The 16,749-nt window shown below is 46.1% G+C and carries 18 protein-coding genes and 1 other annotated feature; of the genes, 6 read left to right on the plus strand and 12 right to left on the minus strand.

Going from position 1 to position 16,749, the window contains the following annotated elements; genetic code table 11:
• Positions 1-543: 543 nt before the first annotated feature.
• From rplT to ASG93_RS10720, 5 genes are all read right to left on the minus strand, one after another.
• Positions 544-903: a 50S ribosomal protein L20 gene (gene rplT, locus ASG93_RS10700; RefSeq protein ID WP_029199204.1), complete on the minus strand. Its 360-nt coding sequence runs from the start codon at positions 901-903 to the stop codon at positions 544-546.
• Between the two features lie 54 nt (positions 904-957).
• Positions 958-1,161 (minus strand): 50S ribosomal protein L35, encoded by a 204-nt coding sequence (gene rpmI / locus ASG93_RS10705; RefSeq protein ID WP_029199203.1) that lies wholly within the window; start codon positions 1,159-1,161, stop codon positions 958-960.
• A gap of 33 nt (positions 1,162-1,194) precedes the next feature.
• Positions 1,195-1,695, minus strand: a complete 501-nt coding sequence (gene infC, locus ASG93_RS10710) for a translation initiation factor IF-3 (protein ID WP_047681158.1) — start codon at positions 1,693-1,695, stop codon at positions 1,195-1,197.
• A gap of 51 nt (positions 1,696-1,746) precedes the next feature.
• Positions 1,747-1,893 (minus strand) — a sequence feature (ribosomal protein L20 leader region).
• A gap of 30 nt (positions 1,894-1,923) precedes the next feature.
• Entirely contained in the window at positions 1,924-3,159 is a 1,236-nt protein-coding gene (locus ASG93_RS10715; RefSeq protein ID WP_056831701.1) for a glycosyltransferase family 2 protein, read from the minus strand.
• A gap of 350 nt (positions 3,160-3,509) precedes the next feature.
• A complete protein-coding gene (locus ASG93_RS10720; RefSeq protein ID WP_200984473.1) occupies positions 3,510-4,694 on the minus strand; it encodes a glycosyltransferase family 4 protein in 1,185 nt (394 codons plus the stop codon).
• A 189-nt stretch (positions 4,695-4,883) separates the two neighbouring features.
• Here ASG93_RS10720 and ASG93_RS10725 point away from each other — a divergent pair, with 189 nt between their 5' ends.
• On the plus strand, positions 4,884-5,411 hold the full coding sequence (locus tag ASG93_RS10725) for a phosphatase PAP2 family protein (protein ID WP_056831706.1): 528 nt from the start codon (positions 4,884-4,886) through the stop codon (positions 5,409-5,411).
• Between the two features lie 4 nt (positions 5,412-5,415).
• The gene (locus ASG93_RS10730) at positions 5,416-6,546 is read left to right on the plus strand and encodes an MGDG synthase family glycosyltransferase (protein WP_056831707.1); all 1,131 of its coding nucleotides are present in this window, start codon (positions 5,416-5,418) and stop codon (positions 6,544-6,546) included.
• A gap of 72 nt (positions 6,547-6,618) precedes the next feature.
• Here the strand turns inward: ASG93_RS10730 and trmB are convergent, their stop codons facing one another.
• The 3 genes from trmB to ASG93_RS10745 form a co-directional block, all read right to left on the minus strand.
• A complete protein-coding gene (trmB, locus tag ASG93_RS10735) occupies positions 6,619-7,350 on the minus strand; it encodes a tRNA (guanosine(46)-N7)-methyltransferase TrmB (protein WP_056831709.1) in 732 nt (243 codons plus the stop codon).
• 75 nt (positions 7,351-7,425) lie between these two features.
• A complete protein-coding gene (locus tag ASG93_RS10740; protein ID WP_056831711.1) occupies positions 7,426-7,617 on the minus strand; it encodes a hypothetical protein in 192 nt (63 codons plus the stop codon).
• A 143-nt stretch (positions 7,618-7,760) separates the two neighbouring features.
• Positions 7,761-8,270: a WGxxGxxG-CTERM domain-containing protein gene (locus ASG93_RS10745; RefSeq protein ID WP_056831713.1), complete on the minus strand. Its 510-nt coding sequence runs from the start codon at positions 8,268-8,270 to the stop codon at positions 7,761-7,763.
• A 149-nt stretch (positions 8,271-8,419) separates the two neighbouring features.
• On the opposite strand from ASG93_RS10745, the gene ASG93_RS10750 reads away from it, so the two are divergent.
• From ASG93_RS10750 to ASG93_RS10765, 4 genes are all read left to right on the plus strand, one after another.
• On the plus strand, positions 8,420-9,379 hold the full coding sequence (locus ASG93_RS10750) for a TIGR01212 family radical SAM protein (protein WP_056831715.1): 960 nt from the start codon (positions 8,420-8,422) through the stop codon (positions 9,377-9,379).
• 127 nt (positions 9,380-9,506) lie between these two features.
• Complete coding sequence (locus ASG93_RS10755; protein ID WP_056831717.1) at positions 9,507-10,139, plus strand: c-type cytochrome; 633 nt, start codon at positions 9,507-9,509, stop codon at positions 10,137-10,139.
• 31 nt (positions 10,140-10,170) lie between these two features.
• Positions 10,171-10,749, plus strand: a complete 579-nt coding sequence (locus ASG93_RS10760; protein ID WP_056831719.1) for a class I SAM-dependent methyltransferase — start codon at positions 10,171-10,173, stop codon at positions 10,747-10,749.
• A gap of 75 nt (positions 10,750-10,824) precedes the next feature.
• Positions 10,825-11,790, plus strand: coding sequence for a type I phosphomannose isomerase catalytic subunit (locus tag ASG93_RS10765; RefSeq protein ID WP_056831720.1), 966 nt, complete (start codon positions 10,825-10,827; stop codon positions 11,788-11,790).
• Between the two features lie 490 nt (positions 11,791-12,280).
• Here ASG93_RS10765 and ASG93_RS10775 read toward each other — a convergent pair whose 3' ends face one another.
• From ASG93_RS10775 to ASG93_RS10790, 4 genes are all read right to left on the minus strand, one after another.
• Positions 12,281-13,780 carry an IMP dehydrogenase gene (locus tag ASG93_RS10775; protein ID WP_056831723.1) on the minus strand — a complete coding sequence of 500 codons (1,500 nt, stop codon included), beginning with the start codon at positions 13,778-13,780 and terminating at the stop codon, positions 12,281-12,283.
• A 226-nt stretch (positions 13,781-14,006) separates the two neighbouring features.
• Positions 14,007-14,204: a twin-arginine translocase TatA/TatE family subunit gene (locus ASG93_RS10780; protein ID WP_056831725.1), complete on the minus strand. Its 198-nt coding sequence runs from the start codon at positions 14,202-14,204 to the stop codon at positions 14,007-14,009.
• A gap of 36 nt (positions 14,205-14,240) precedes the next feature.
• Complete coding sequence (gene tatC, locus ASG93_RS10785) at positions 14,241-14,969, minus strand: twin-arginine translocase subunit TatC (protein WP_056831728.1); 729 nt, start codon at positions 14,967-14,969, stop codon at positions 14,241-14,243.
• 40 nt (positions 14,970-15,009) lie between these two features.
• Positions 15,010-16,731, minus strand: a complete 1,722-nt coding sequence (locus ASG93_RS10790; RefSeq protein ID WP_056831730.1) for a GMC family oxidoreductase — start codon at positions 16,729-16,731, stop codon at positions 15,010-15,012.
• Positions 16,732-16,749 lie beyond the last annotated feature (18 nt).

Genomic DNA, 16,749 nt, shown 5'->3' on the forward strand with positions numbered 1-16,749 from the left:
GCCTCGCACTTCCTTTACACGTTCATTTATCCATTACTTAAAAATTTCGTGACAGCATGGGTGAACTCCTGTTTTCGTCGGACAGACTCCTAGCGCCCTGTGGCGACAGATCCGACGACCTTGAGCACAATTTTTGTGCGCTAGCGTCCGGTAACGACGGATCTGATGACCTTGAGCACAATATTTGTGCGCTAGCGTCCGGTGGCGACGAATCTGATGACCTTGAGCACAATATTTGTGCGCTAGCGTCCGGTGGCGACGAATCTGAYGACCTTGCGCACAATTTTTGTGCGCTAGCGTCCGGTGGCGACGAATCTGATGACCTTGCGCACAATATTTGTGCGCTAGCGTCCGACGGATCTGACGACCTTGCGCAGAATTTTTGTGCCCTAGTATTCCTTCTCTCCATACTACCAAATTCACCAAAAAAACAAAAAAATTAGAAAGGGGGAACCCTAAGCTCTACCTCGAAACTTAACTTTCTATTATATTGAAAAAAGCTTGCCCCCTCATGGGGACAAGCTCTTGAACGCGAAGCGAAGCTTACGCGTTTACTTTTGCTTTTGCAGCTGTTGCCAAATCGTTGAACGCTTTGGAATCATTCACAGCTAGATCAGCCAAGATTTTGCGGTTGATGTCGATACCAGCCAATTTCAGGCCGTGCATCAATTTGCTGTAGCTAAGGCCGTTTTGACGAGCGCCTGCATTGATACGTGTAATCCACAGTCTGCGGAAGTTACGTTTCGTTTGACGACGGTCACGGTAAGCATACACTAAAGATTTCATTACTTGTTCTTTAGCTGTTTTAAATAAACGGTGTTTGGAACCGAAATAACCTTTTGCTAGTTTCAAAATTTTCTTGCGACGGTGAGCGCGAATAAATCCGCCCTTGACTCTTGCCATTGTGAACTACCTCCTGGGATATATAAATGATGTTCGAATTTTAGCTAATAACGATTAACCTTTGATGTTAGAAAGTTGTTGTTTCAGACGACGTACATCGCCTGGAGCCATAACTGGGTTTGTTGCAAGAACACGTTTAGTACGTGAAGATTTACCGGAAAGCAAGTGATTCTTACCTTGTTTGTATCTCATCACTTTGCCTGTGCCAGTAATTTTGAAACGGCCTTTCAAGCTGCTGTGTGTTTTCATTTTCGGCATGGTGTTTTGTTCCTCCTAATTTAGTATACGCGCCTAGGTTGTTACTTTCGGCGTTAAGATCATGATCATGCTTCTTCCCTCAAGCTTAGGAGCGCGCTCCTGTGAGGAAATGTCAGCTGTTTCAGTAGCTAAACGTTCAAGCACTCTGCGACCAATCTCCGAGTGCGCTATTTCGCGACCACGGAATCTGACACTGGCTTTCACTTTATCGCCTTCGCCAAGAAACTTAACGGCATTGCGAAGCTTCGTTTGGAAGTCGTGCTCATCGATCGTCGCGCTTAAGCGAATTTCTTTGATATCCACGATTTTCTGGTTCTTGCGAGCTTCTTTTTCTTTCTTCTGTGTTTCATAACGGAATTTACCGTAATCCATAATGCGGCATACTGGCGGCTTAGCCGTCGGTGCCACATTTACCAAATCCAAATTCGCGTCAAGTGCGATTTGAAGAGCTTCGCGAATCGGCGTGATGCCGAGTTGTTCTCCGTCCGCCCCAATCAGGCGTACTTCCTTCACACGAATCTCGTCATTAATCATATGGTCTTTGCTAATAGTATTCCACCTCCAAAAAGTATGTACATCTTCTCGAAAATATAAAAAAGATGCGGGCACAGGTAACGGCCCACATCTTCATCAATAACAGGTTCAGACAAACCTATTGTACTTTCATGACGATTCATTCAAACCAGCCAACGGTGTTGGTCAGGTGAGAAGCGGGCGCTTCTGCTTTTACTTGAAATATAATATCATCTCAGTCAGAGAAAGTCAACTCACTTGTTTACTTTTCATTTCGTCTAAACGAATCACACGTGTATGCTCCGTATGGCTCCATTGTTTGTTGTTTTGCGTGAAGAACGCATAGAACGTAATTGGCCACCAAGAAAGCATAAACACTGGATAAAGAATTAAATACTTATATACCTTGACAGGAGCTTTCTCTACGAACATGGAAATAGGCAGCAGTACATAAATCGCTATGCTGACAGAGTTAAAGAAAATAGGATTGATATCGGCAAGCATCGGTGTGTCAGACCAACCCGGAGTCACGGATTTAATCCACAGCAGCACGGAGATAATCGCACCGAAAAAGAAGTTATATACGTTAGCTGAGTATACAGCCGCGTCAATCTTCGTCCAGCTGCCCTCTTTGATGCCTTGCCACAACAGAGGGAAGAAATAACGCTTGGCCACATCAAAGTGTCCTTGCATCCAGCGCAAACGCTGTTTGGCAGATACTTTAAACGTCAGTGGCTTCTCATCATATACAATCGCCTCGTAGTTGTAAGTCGGTCTGATACCGAGCTTAATGCAGCGCATGGAGAACTCAAGATCTTCAACAAGGCTGGTTGCTCCCCATCCGATTTGTTTAAGCAGCTTGGATTCAAAGCACATTCCTGTGCCGCCCAAGTAATTAGCAAGCCCTAAGTTTGTACGGGGCATTTGCCAGAAGCGGTTTGCAAAGTAATACGAGATGGCATAGGAGCCAGTAACCCAAGAATCGTTCGGGTTCTTGCTGTCTAGGTAAGCCTGAATAACTCTGGAACCGGAGCAAAGATCATTGTTCATGTGCATCAAGTAATCAGGACTGGAAAGATTGTCGGCATCAAACATGACAACGGCGTCGTACTGACGCTCCCGCTTCCAAAGCTCTTTCAGCATCCATTCGATCGCGTAACCTTTCCCTCTCAGGTTCGGGTTATGGCGTTCCATGGCATGAACACCATGACTGCGTGCAATATCCGCTGTATTGTCTGTACAGTTATCACAAATCACGAAGATGTCATAAAGCTCTTTGGGGTAATCCAAAGCCTTCAGATTCTCGATCAATGCGCCAACGACCTGCTCCTCATTATGAGCGGCGACCAATACGGCAAACGATTTCTGGGGAGCAAATTTCTGTTTGTTTCTGGGACGGTACCATCCGAAAAAAGTTAAAAACAACTGATACGCACCAACCAAAGCCAAGCCAATTTGAAAGGTAAGCATAATCTTGTCAAGCATGAAGCAAAGTCCCCCTTTTTTTGTTTATGCACACAAGCTATCTTTTTATACGCGTATGCGCAGTTTTATGTACTCTGTGAATAACCGCTCTTGATTTTCCTCTCTTTCCACTCATTTGTCAAAGTTCACAATGACGAATATAAGCCATTTCTCTGAGATTTGAGCGGAACGCGCACAGACTATGCAGCATGTGCTTGAAATCAGATCGTTAAAGTCCTGTTTTCAACGTTTTTCATTTTATTGTGTACCAAAAGTTCACCATTTAGACGAACTAGCCGTCCCCCATGTGATACGGGGTTTATTATAATTCACCTGAGCTCTTCCTGACAACTTTTGCTCATCTGCCCCTGTTAACGGATCATACGGGTTGCCTGCATGTGGGACTGATTGGCAGATGTCCTATAGACTACTTCTTCATAGCTGGTCAGCAATTGGTTAAATATGTGATCCCAGGATTGACGCAGGGCAAACTCCCTGCCCGCTATGGCAAGTCTATGACGTGTTTCCTGTGATTCATACAATCTTACGATGGCTTGTGTGAAAGCAGCTACGTCGCCAGACGGACAGAGTAAACCCGTCACGTCATGCTCAATAGTATCTTGTACCCCGCCAGCAGCAGCTCCAATCACCGTTGTCCCCGAAGCCATTGACTCCAGAACAACATTGCCGAAAGTCTCTGTCGCCGACGGAAAAAGAAACACATCTGCAGCCGCATAAAGCTCAGCTAGCTGTGTCCCTTGAACGAATCCGGTAAAGGTAACTTCCGGAGCCCCTCCATAACATTCGCGCAGTACACCTGAAGACGGTCCGTCACCAGCAATAATTAGATGACAATCATCTCTGATATCAGCTGGCAGCGCAGTAAAACTGTCGAGTGCGACCTCTACACTCTTCTCAGGGGCCAAACGCCCGACATAAAGCATCACGAACTTTGCAGGATCTATGCCATATGTCCCGAGTACTGACTTTCGGTCGACAATTGGCTGGAAACGTTCTGCATCGACACCGCGGCTCCAAATCTCTAAATGACCTAACCCTTTGGCATGCAGATGCTGCAAGGTAGACTTAGAGGGCACATATACCTTCTGACAGCTTTGGTGAAACCATTGCATGTATTTCCAGAGCGTAGGCTCCACCCAAGGAATTTTATAATGACTCAAGTATTGGTCGAAGTGAGTATGGTAGGACGCAACTAATGGTATTTTGTGCTTGCGAGCATGGTGCAAGCCAAAAAGTCCCAAATTGAAAGGGGTTGCACAATGAATGATTGTAGGCTGAAAGGCATGGAGGGATTTGCGAACATTGAGAGGATTTGGGATAGCCAATCGACATTCGGGGTACAATAAAAAGGGAATACTGTAAAAACGTTCTACGCGGAACGGATCGTTGTCTCCTTCTGTCATACTAGTAGGAGCAAAAACTTTACAAGCCACATTTTTGGATTCCAAAAACCGCGTCCATCTGCCAAGTGTTTTGGCAACTCCATTTACATCTGGCAGGAATGTATCTGTAAATAAGGCAACTCTCAATCTCATCAGCCCCTTTTACCATTGACCTTCAATTCCCTTATTTCACATCATGCTAGCATAGGATTGTTATCGGGAGATCAGAGGAGCGTTAAATTGAATTTCTTAAAATTTATTACTGCGTTAATCTTCCTTTAATAAATGGCCTTTACAATAGACTTAAGAAAGTTACCAAAATAGCGAAGGAGGCTACTACTCATGAGCAGGGTCGTCCACTGGCTTCAGCATCATGAAACACGCGTATTCCACTTTGTGAATCAACGTATCCAGCACTTCTTCCTTGATCATTTCTTTAATAAAATCACACATTTAGGCGGGGCCACAGCCTCCATTGCGATATCCTTATGCTTTGCATTGTTCGGGCAGGGCTCGCTGCGCACAGCAGGTATTCAAGCACTTATTGCTTTAACAATCAGTCATATTCCAGTTGCTATTATAAAGAAGAAATATCCGAGACTACGGCCGTATCTGGTACTTCCACAAACGATTACTTACAAAAACCCGCTGACGGATCATTCCTTTCCTTCTGGGCATACAACCGCCATCTTCTCGATCATTTTCCCTTTTGTTGCAGCCGTACCTGTTCTTGGACTTATCCTCATACCGCTCGCGTTAATCATTGGTCTATCACGTATCTACCTAGGGCTGCACTATCCTTCCGATTGTATTGTCGGATGTTTGATTGGAACGACGGCTTCTCTAGTGACAGTAGCTTTCTGGGGGTAAACGAATGAATGTATTGCATGGTAAGAAACGGGTTCTCATACTTTCTGAAGGCTTCGGAGCCGGACATACGCAAGCGGCTTATGCACTTGCCGTAAGTTTAGAGCAGCGTTGTTCGACCATTGAGACACGTGTTTTGGAATTAGGTTCATTCCTTCATCCGACATTAGCACCATGGATTATTCATGCTTACAAAAAGACGCTAACCGCTCAGCCCAAGCTTTACGGCCGATTGTACCGCTCTCAATATAAAAAATCGCTCAACCGTTTGACGCAATTGGCCTTGCACCGCATTTTTTATGCACAGACGGCAGCGATTATCCAGCAGTGGGCTCCTGGGGCTATTGTCTGCACGCATCCTTTTCCCAGTGTTGTGGTATCTAGATTGAAAAGAGCTGGCTTAGACATCCCTCTTTGCACGGTCATTACAGACTACGATGTCCATGGGACTTGGGTCAGCAGAGAAGTAAATAAATATATGGTTTCGACAGAAGACGTCAAAAATAAACTCCTTGGCCGCGGAATCACAGCAGCCCAAGTCGAAATCACAGGAATTCCCGTTCATCCAAGCTTTCGTGAAGCCCACGATAAAGCGATGATTCGACAGCAATTCCAGTTGGCTTCACTGCCTACCGTACTCGTTATGGGAGGCGGCTGGGGACTAATCGGTGGCGATTCGCTCAGTGAGCACCTGATGACATGGAGAGATCGGATCCAATTCATATTCTGCTTAGGCAATAATGAGAAAGCATTAGCCAAGCTGGCGATGGACGCCCGATATCAGCATCCCCATATTCATTTACTTGGATTCACCCAAGAAATCGGCAAGTTAATGGAAGCTTCCGATTTGCTCGTTACGAAGCCTGGCGGTATGACCTGCTCGGAAGGGCTTGCGAAGTCGATTCCCATGCTGTTCTATGATCCGATACCGGGTCAGGAAGAAGAGAATGTCCACTATTTTACACAGCATGGCTTTGGCGAACCGATCCGATCTGCAGATACAATAGCGAACTGGTTATCGATGCTTGCTAGCAGATATACAGATGTAGAAGCTAAGCGCGTTTCTAATTATCATAAAAAGAAGATGTACCTGCCTTCAGCCGATTGCTCAGAGGTCATCATGCAATTGCTCGGGTGATTTAAACAGAAAAAAAGCTAATCTCCTACCACATTATATGCAGAGGGGACTAGCTTATTTAATTTAATAAATCTATTCCGATTTGGCTTTATTCAATTGCTCCAAATGTGAAGCAAGCACATTTTCGCCAATAACTACTTCACAGCGATGAATGTTCATCCCTTGTCCGGCGAACTTCGTTTCGTATTCGGTCATCACATGGTCAGGATGAATCCCTTCCACATGCAGGTTTAAGGAAATATTTCGCATTCTCAGTCCCATATCTGCAAAAGAATTGAGCGAGAATTCGAATAAGGATTGCGAATCAGTTTTCAAGTGAATTTCGCCGTTCGCATTTAATATTTGCTGATATTTCTCTACAAAGCCCGGATGTGTTAAACGCCTGCGAGCATGCTTTTTCTTCGGCCACGGATCACTGAAATTCAAATAAACCCGCTCTAGTTCACCTTCAGCAAAAGCTTCCTCAATATGTTCGATATTGAAAAGCATGAGCTTCAAATTCGGAATGCTTGGCGCAGACTCCGCCTCTTCATCCGTCTTGATTTCATGTGCATTTCTTGCTTTCTCGCTCGCTTTGCGAATCAACTCGTCATACATATCAACACCAATGAAATTAATGTCCGGATACTTCTTACTCATTTCACTAATGAAGCGCCCTTTGCCCATCCCAAGCTCGGCATGAATCGGGTTGTTGTTACCGAATAACTCGGCCCATTTGCCTTTATAATCCTTGGCATTTAAAACAACGAGTTCCTTTTGACGTTCTATATCTTCTCGAATTCCTTTTCTTCCCCGTAAACGCATCTACTTTTTGCCTCCTACACGTACAAGCTATCGAATACAAATCATAGACGATTCGAGGAAAAAAATCAAAGGGAATTACACTTCAAGGAGATGATAATCAATGGTATTCGATGTAGCAGGAAACAACTTTTGATCCAGGGAACGCATTACTTTTCGTCTTGCATCCTTCGATATGCTCGGATCTGCAGCGAATTTCACGCCACTGCTCAATGCGAATGCTTCTTTAATTGTCAGCTCGACGGATATCGTATCGGTTGCTAAGGACATCTTAATCAACTCATTCACCTGCTTTCCTATTACATCATTAATGATAGCTTTCGTTATGATGACGCTCTTTATGAATGGCAGATCATTCTAGCCACAAAGAAAAACGCCCTCCAACTTGGAAGGCGCATTTAGCTAATATCTATTTATCTAACTTCATCTCTTCGTTTGTCTTTGCCTCTTAGGCCAGTTAAGCCTAACAAACCTAATAGGCCAAGCCATCCCCAATTCGTACGAGTACCGGCAGTTGGTGTAGTCGCGTAAGTTCGATATGATGAAGTATCATAATTCCCAGTGTGTGTACCCGTAGTACTCATGCGATCCATCATATTGTTGCTATAAGTATTGATTTGACCCCTAACCCCATCAGTACCATACCTTGAGTAGGTATTAGGGGTAACAATAGGTGTAACAGTAGGTGTAACGGTGGTAGGTGTAACGGTAGGAGCAGGAGTAGCGCCTATACCTACTGTAGCGTCATAATTACTTCCCGTATATCCCGATGTTGTCGTAGTTCCTGTTCCCGATGTTGTCGTAGTTCCTATCCCCGTAGTTCCTGTAGTTCCTGTAGTTCCCATAGCCAGTGCACTAGTTGCCCCAAAGCTTAATGCTGTCGTCAAAGCTACCGCCAAAGTAATTGTACGAAACTTTTTCACTTGTTCAAATCCCCTTTCGGCATGTAATAGTTATGCAAAGTTATCATGCTCCGTATGGCTCCCTTTTAACGGGGAACTTCTTGGAAAGGCAGGGGTCGCTTTCATGCTTCAATTTCGCTACAATAGGTTGGAAAGAAAGGAGCAGCTCTATGACTACAATTACTCAGGAGTCACCTCAATTATGGGGGGACAAACGTTTCCATACATGGAATTATGAAATGCGTGAAGCTTTCGGCGGGAAGGTTTTTAAAGTTATGCTTGATGCAGGTTTTACTTGCCCTAACCGTGATGGCAATATCGCAACCGGTGGCTGTACATTTTGCAGCGCGCGGGGGTCAGGTGATTTTGCCGGAAGCCGCCGCGATGATCTAGTTACCCAATTTAATAAGATTCGAGATCTTCAGCATCAGAAATGGCCAGAAGCCAAATACATTGGCTACTTTCAGGCCTATACGAATACGTATGCACCTGTTCAGGAGCTGAGGGAATATTATGAAGTTATTTTAAAGCAGCCAGGCGTTGTGGGTTTATCCATTGCAACCAGACCTGATTGTCTACCAGATGATGTTATTGAATACTTGGCGGAATTGAATGAACATACCTATCTATGGGTCGAAATGGGCCTTCAAACCGTACACGAATCAACCTCTGAACTCATCAATCGTGCCCACGACACGCAATGCTATCTGGATGCAGTTGCCAAGCTTCGAAAGCATAATATCCGTACCTGTGCACACATTATTTATGGATTGCCTGGGGAGACCCACGAAATGATGCTGGATACCGGACGAGCGGTCGCTCAAATGGATGTTCAGGGCATTAAAATCCATTTACTTCATTTAATGCGTAAAACACCTATGGTGAAACAATACGAAGCCGGCTTGCTTCAGTTCCTCGAAAAAGACGAATATGTGAAGCTCATCGTAGATACACTCGAATTTCTTCCACCGGAAATGATTGTGCATCGCCTTACTGGAGACGCTCCCCGCGATCTATTGATTGGTCCGATGTGGAGCCTCAAAAAGTGGGAAGTATTGAATGCCTTCGATAGCCTCTTGAAAGAAAGAAATACTTGGCAGGGTAAGCTTTGGAAGGGTAAAGCTGACTAAAGGTGAATGTAAGGAAAACGTAAACCAATAAACGTATAAACACATAAACATATAAACACATAAAACCAAAATAGATGATTATCCGTTTCCTTTATATAGGTAGAATGACTAAAGGAGATGGATGATCATGATGATGAAACGAGCTCAAGCAGCCATTGTAGGGATGATGCTAATTGTCGCTGGATGTGGAGGAGAGCCGGCGCCAGTTGCCGTTACGACAAGTACGGCAGCGCCAAGTACTGTGGCGCCGTCACCATCACCGACGACGGCAGTAAGTGCGTCGCCGGTTGCTGCGGCGACGGCAGCACCCGCAGCCGCTACGGTGCAGCCGGCGGCAAGCAGCACTCCGCAGCCGAGCGCAGCGGCGACAGCGAAAGCAACTGCTGCGGCTACGCCAGCAGTAAAAGAGCCGGCAGCGGCGACGCCGGCCGTGAAAGAGGCGGCTACGGCGCAGCCGGCGCCGGCCGCAACGCCAGCGCCGGCCAGCGCGGCGCCTTCCCCATCCGCTAAGCCTGCGGATGGCGGAACCAGCACCGCAGCGCAGGCGCAGGTGCTGTACAAGGACAACTGCATGTCCTGCCACGGGGCAGGGCTTGCAGGCGACTTTGGGCCGAACCTGACGAAGGTCGGTTCGCGCAAAACCAAAGATGAGATCGTAGCGCAAATCCTGGGAGGTAAAGGCGATATGCCACCTTTCAAAAGCGCATTGAAATCCGAAGAAATCGAAGTGCTAGCTGCATGGCTAGCAGACAAAAAATGATCGTATAAGCAGCATGGAGGGTTTTCATCGCATGGGTTTTGTTTCGGTACTAAGTTTTGCTCATCAGTTAATTAATCAGCGGGCTCAGCCGGGCGATACCGTAGTAGACGCGACCCTCGGCAACGGCGTAGATGCCCTGTTCTTAGCGAAGCTGGTAGGCACCCGAGGCAGCGTTTACGGCTTCGATATCCAGCAGCAAGCGCTGGATCAAACAAAGATGCGTCTGGAGAAAGAACTTCCAGACGCATCTTCTTGTGTGCACATGAGCCTATGCAGCCATGCGCTCATGGAGGCGGCAGTGCCGCAGGACCGCCACGGCAAGGTCGCCGCGGTCACGTTCAATCTCGGATACCTGCCAGGGGCCGATCCGGCAACGATTACGAAGCAGGAATCGACGATTCCTGCCCTCGAGGCTGCTCTCCGCCTGCTCCGCAAAGGCGGTATCGTGACCATCGTGCTCTACAGCGGGCACGATGGAGGCTCGGAAGAAGCTGCGGCCGTCGAAAGCTGGGCCCAGCGCCTTCCGCTCGCAGCCTTTCAGGTGCTGCGTTACCAATTCATGAATACCAGCCAGCATGCTCCCTATCTCTTAGCTGTAGAAAAAAGATAGACGCATGATATAATGCTAGAGAGTGTATTAGCACTATTTTGTAGGAGAAATTAGAGAAGAAAGTAGGGATAGTTTGTGAAATCATACCCGCTTCAATTTCAACCTGAAATGAAAGAACGTGTCTGGGGTGGAAGAGCCCTAGAAAAGTTTGGTTTTCAACTTCCAGAAGGCGCTATTGGCGAAGGCTGGATGATTGGCGATCACCCGAATGGAACAACAAAGGTTATTAATGGCGAATTAGAAGGCCTTGGTCTAGACGAAATTCGCGAGAAATACGGTAAAACATTATTCGGTACGAAAGGATTTTCCGAAAAAAACGGCCGCTTCCCTCTACTCATCAAGTTATTGGATTGCGAAGACGACCTTTCCGTACAAGTACATCCGAACGATCATTACAAGAATTTGGCTGCCGGCGAGCTCGGCAAAACAGAGATGTGGTACATCCTTGATGCTAAGCCCGGCGCCAAAATTATATATGGCATGCAAGAAGGCGTTACACGCGAAAGCTTAGCTCAGGCAATCGCAGAGAACCGCATTTTGGACTGCTTACAGGAAGTGCCTGTTGAAGCCGGTGATTCCTTCTACATCCCAGCAGGAACGGTCCATGCCCTCGGCGCTGGCGTCCTAGTTGCCGAGATTCAGCAAAATTCCGATACGACCTATCGTTTGTACGATTATAATCGTCCCGGACTGGATGGTAAACCTCGTGACCTTCATATTGAAGATTCACTCAACGTTATCGCGTACGAAGGCTCAGGCTCCACTCGCATGAAAACAGATTTAAATGAAGCCGGTACTTGGTTAACGCTTGCCGAGTCTCCTTTCTTCACCGTGGAAAAAGGCCTAGTAGGACCGAAATGGGAGCTAAGCACCTCCCTTGAAAGCTTCGTCATTCTCGTTATTGCAGACGGCAAAGGAACCCTCCAGTGGGCCGATGGCAGTATCTCCACTAAGCCAGGCGACTGCTTCCTGCTTCCTGCCAATCTTGGAAGCTATGCACTAGAAGGCAGCATGACGGTTATTCGCAGCTACTTGCCTTAATTGTTGTTCAATGAGAACGTCCCACTCATCTTTTGATGAATAAGGGGCGTTTTTTGTTATGCCTAAGATGCATGGGAGCTTACGTATTGGGGATTACCAACTGGCGGGGAGATCATTTTGGAGCTTACTTGAATTGGTACCTATCATCAGATTTGATGTAAAAAGTGCATCTAATCTAGCCAATATGCTCGATTTCATGAGAATACATGTAAAAAGTACATCTATTTCGACGAATATGCTCTATTTTGGTCGAATATGCGAAAATTAGATGTACTAAATACATCTAATTTCCTGATACTGCTGACAAGGCCGATATTAGATGCACTATTTGCATCTAAATGAGAAGGCACATATTACTCTAAAGTGTCTGAATGGGGGCATTTTGCTGATATATTGTTTACTTGGAGCAGTAAGCTATATTATGGATCAAAAAGGCTCTCCAACTATCATCTCTAAGATGATTTTGGAGAGCCTTTTCCATTCCCAGCTATTATTCTTCAGATAAGCTGCTTTCTTTTAAAATAACGTCGTGCGCTCCGCCCTCAACAAGGCTGGTTGCGGAAACGAGCGCAATTCTCGCTTTGCTTTTCAGCTCGTCCAAGCTTAATGATCCACAGTTGCACATCGTTGACTTTATTTTGCCAAGTGTCTTGTCCAAGTTCTCCTGCAGGCCTCCAGCATATGGAACGTACGAATCGACGCCTTCCTCAAACAAGAGCTTGTTTTTGCCGCCCGTATCATAACGCTGCCAGTTCCGGGCACGATTGGAGCCTTCTCCCCAGTATTCTTTCACGAAGTTGTTGCCAACTTTTAGCTTTCTGGTCGGGCTCTCATCGAAACGTGCGAAATATCTACCCAGCATGACAAAATCAGCGCCAATCGCTAAGGCTAATGTAATATGGTAGTCATGTACGATACCACCATCTGAACAAATTGGAATGTAGGTACCTGTATCTTTGAAGTATTGGTCTCTGGCTTCGATAACTTCCATGAGGGAAGAGGCTTGTCCGCGACCAATCCCTTTTTGCTCACGAGTGATACAGATAGATCCGCCGCCGATACCGACTTTAATGAAGTCCGCTCCTGATTCTACAAGATAAAGGAACCCTTCACGGTCTACAACGTTACCTGCACCGATCTTCACATTGAAATTCTCTTTCACATACTGAACCGTTTCCCGCTGCCATTCACTGTAACCGTCCGAGGAATCGATGACCAGAATGTCTACTCCCGCTTCAACAAGCGCAGGCACTCTCTCTTTGTAGTCCTTCGTATTAATCCCCGCACCAACAATATAGCTTTTGTTAGCATCTAGAAGCTCCATCGGGTTTTCTTTATGCTCATCATAATCCTTGCGGAAAACGAGGGTGTCAAGCTTCTGATGCTCATCCACAATCGGTAAACAATTCAACTTGTGATCCCAGATTAAATTGTTTGCTTCTGACAAAGCAATTCCTGATTTACCGTAAATCAGTTTATCAAAAGGCGTCATAAAATTATAGATTTGGCGATCCAGAGGGTCACGACTTGTCCGGTAATCACGCCCCGTTACAATACCAAGCAATTTTCCGTTCGCTGTACCATCATCTGTAATGGCAACCGTAGAATGACCTGTTTCTTCTTTCAACGCCAATACATCACTTAGCGTGTGCTGGGGAGTTAAATTAGAGCGGCTAACTACAAATCCTGCCTTATACCCTTTTACTTTACGTACCATAAGTGCTTCTTCTTCAATCGATTGCGAGCCAAAAATAAACGAAATCCCGCCACTCCGCGCCAAAGCAATCGCCATTCCATCATCGGATACGGCCTGCATGACAGCAGATGAAAACGGGATATTGAGCGAGATCGCAGGCTCCTCGCCTTTATTGAATTTAACTAACGGTGTCTTAAGCTTCACATTCGCCGGTGTACATTCCTTCGTTGTAAGATTAGGAATCAACAAAAACTCACTAAACGTGCGGGATGGTTCTAAATAATACGTAGCCACTTTACGATTCCCTCCTTTTGACCCATAGGTAAATTTTTTCAATCTTATCACTGAACCTTATCAGTGGTCAATGGATTTTTTTAGCAAATACAATAAAGGCGTTACAAATCGGCGACCTATCGGCTGCCTGCTCTGTAACGCCTAATAACCAATTTTACATCGGCTATTGCGGGCGCGTTTTCACGCATCGCTAACATATAGCCGTTATTCCAAAATATGGACGGGCTTAAAGCGGCTTCTTGCCCTCATTATCGATAAGTGGATCCCGCTCGTTATCATCGATGATGTTACGGGTAGAGTTGCGAAACTCGCGGAGCGTATCACCAAACGCTCGCCCAAGCTGCGGCAGCTTAGACGGACCGAACACGATTAAAGCGATTGCCAAAATTAATACTAACCCGGATACACCAATATTGTTAAACATGAACATCATCCTCTTTTCTTTGTGCTTTATTGGAAGTCAGCTGTTCGCGGAACTTTCCTGCATGGTTCGCCATTGCCAGCCTGCAACCATTACACTAATTTCAAACAACAGGATTAATGGCAGCGTGACCGATAGATGAGATATCATATCAGGCGGGGAGATGCATGAACCTATGATCGCTAAGCCAACATAGGCATATTTCCTCGTCATTTTCAATCGCTGCGGAGTCAGCAATCCGATTCTTGTTAGAAACAGAACGACTACGGGCAATTCGAAGGCAATTGCCATGGGAAACACAACTTCGAACAAAAACGAAAAGTATCGGTCGATTCCATAAGTTTCCACAGCCCCGACCGATTGATTCATACGTATCATAAAACGAATCATCATCGGGAATACCACCCAATAGCTGAACGATACCCCGATAATGAATAGTGCAAATGACGCCGGTATGTATGGAAGGGTGCTCTTAGCCTCCGCGTCCGTAAGACCAGGACGAACGAATGCCCACACTTGATAAAGCAGCACTGGAACTGTGAACAATAAAGCAACCAGGAAAGCGCACTTCATATAGATCATCAGCCCGTCCGTGAACGAGAACACGTTCCAATTTATTTCGCCCACCAAAGGTTGCGATTTCATATACCGCAGGATTCTAGGCGAAACATATAACCCAATGCTTAGTGTAACCACAAACCATGCGAACACAACCAGCAAACGTTTGCGGACTTCGGTCAAATGAAAGATCCAATCTTCCTGCTCCATCCCTTCACCCCATTAAACAAAGTCCCCTGCCCTACCTTGATTAAACGACCATTCCGCCTTGTTTCAAATATTTCGCAATACCTTCTACTGCCCGATAAGCAAGTGCCCCGACCGTACCCGTAGGGTTGTAGCCGCTGTTGTGCGCGAAAGCTGACGCTCCGACAACGAAAACATTTTCAGCATCCCACATTTGCAAGTAGGAATTTACGGCTGAAGTTGCAGGTTCTGCCCCCATAATGACGCCCCCGGTATTGTGCGTAGATTGATAAGGGACGATATTGTAAGGTCCAAGTTGATCCGATGAACCTATTGTCGTAGCCTTCATTTCTTTCATGATTTCGGCTGCCTTGCCAGCCATGAATTTGACCATTTGCCGATCCTGCTCCTCGAAATCGAAAGTAACTCTAGGTAGCGGCAGGCCATAAGCATCTTTATAGGTAGGATCCAAGTCCACATAATGATGTTTCCACGGCAAACTGCTGCCCTGCGGAGAAACAGCCAGTACGCTGTTCGCATATTTGAGTGATTTTTGCTTGAAATCCTTCCCCCATGCCGGGGTCCCTTTCGGAACGGAATTGGTCGCGATTGGCCGCTGACCAGTCTGTGAAATGCGCATTCCTGCGCCATGCAGGAAGTTCAGATTGCTATGGTCGAAATTGTCTCCATTGAAATCAGGGATTTCCATGCCAAGGGAGCCTGCGCCGGCATACAAATTGAATTCCTTATCGTCAAAAAAACCGGCAGCTGAGCCACCATTGGTCTGATAGCAATAATTTTTACCGATAACTCCTTTGCCTGTAGCTGGATCGTAAGGCTTGCCCAATTTTGAAGTTAACAAGAGCTTGATGTTATTGAACACGTAGCTCGCCATAATGACAACATCAGCCGGCTGCTCAAACTGTTCTCCCGTGACCGTGTTGACATAGACAACTCCATTTGCTTTCTTGCCGTCATTGAGAATTTGAATCACATTCGAATAGGTACGCAGCTCAAAATTCCCTGATTTCTGAGCGATAGGCAGTACAGTAACCACGGCATCTGCTTTGGCTCCGTACTCACAACCGAAGCGTTCGCAGTAGCCACAGTATTGACACGCTGCCCGAGTGACCCCATCCGGATTCGTATATTGTTCCGACAAATTGGCCGATGGCATCATATAGGGATGATAGCCTAGCTTTTTCGTCGCTTCTTCAAACAGCTTCAAGACCGGAGTTTTCACCATCGCTTTGGTTGGAAAAGGGCTCGAACGCTTCCCAACCAAAGGGTTTTGGTCTGGGTCGCCGGAAATTCCCGCCATCTTCTCGAATTTGTCAAAATATGGCTCCAATTGATCGTAGGTAATGCCCCAATCTTGAATGGTCATTCCATCCGGTATTTTCTGTTTGCCATACCGCTCTACCGTTTTACTATAAATTTCAAAATCATAAGGAAGAAACCGATAGGTTTGCCCATTCCAGTGTATGCTTGCTCCACCAAGTCCCTCCCCGAGCAGGAAAGAACCGTGTTCACGCATTGGTACTGCCGTCATTTTCTCTGTATTGCGAAACGTCACCGTTTCCTTCGATAGATCCTGCATGAGATCTAACCGCTGGGCATAACGCAACTCGTCATGCACCATGTAGTAATCCTGTGTGCTTCGCGGCTTCCCTCGTTCCAATCCAACTACTTTAACCCCTTGCTTAGCTAATTCCGCGGCAATGATACCCCCGACCCAACCCATTCCGACGATCACAACGGGAACTTTCGGCATTTTTGTAGCCATACGATCTTTCCTTTCTCA

Source organism: Paenibacillus sp. Soil787, from assembly GCF_001429545.1.
GTDB lineage: Bacteria > Bacillota > Bacilli > Paenibacillales > NBRC-103111 > Paenibacillus_E.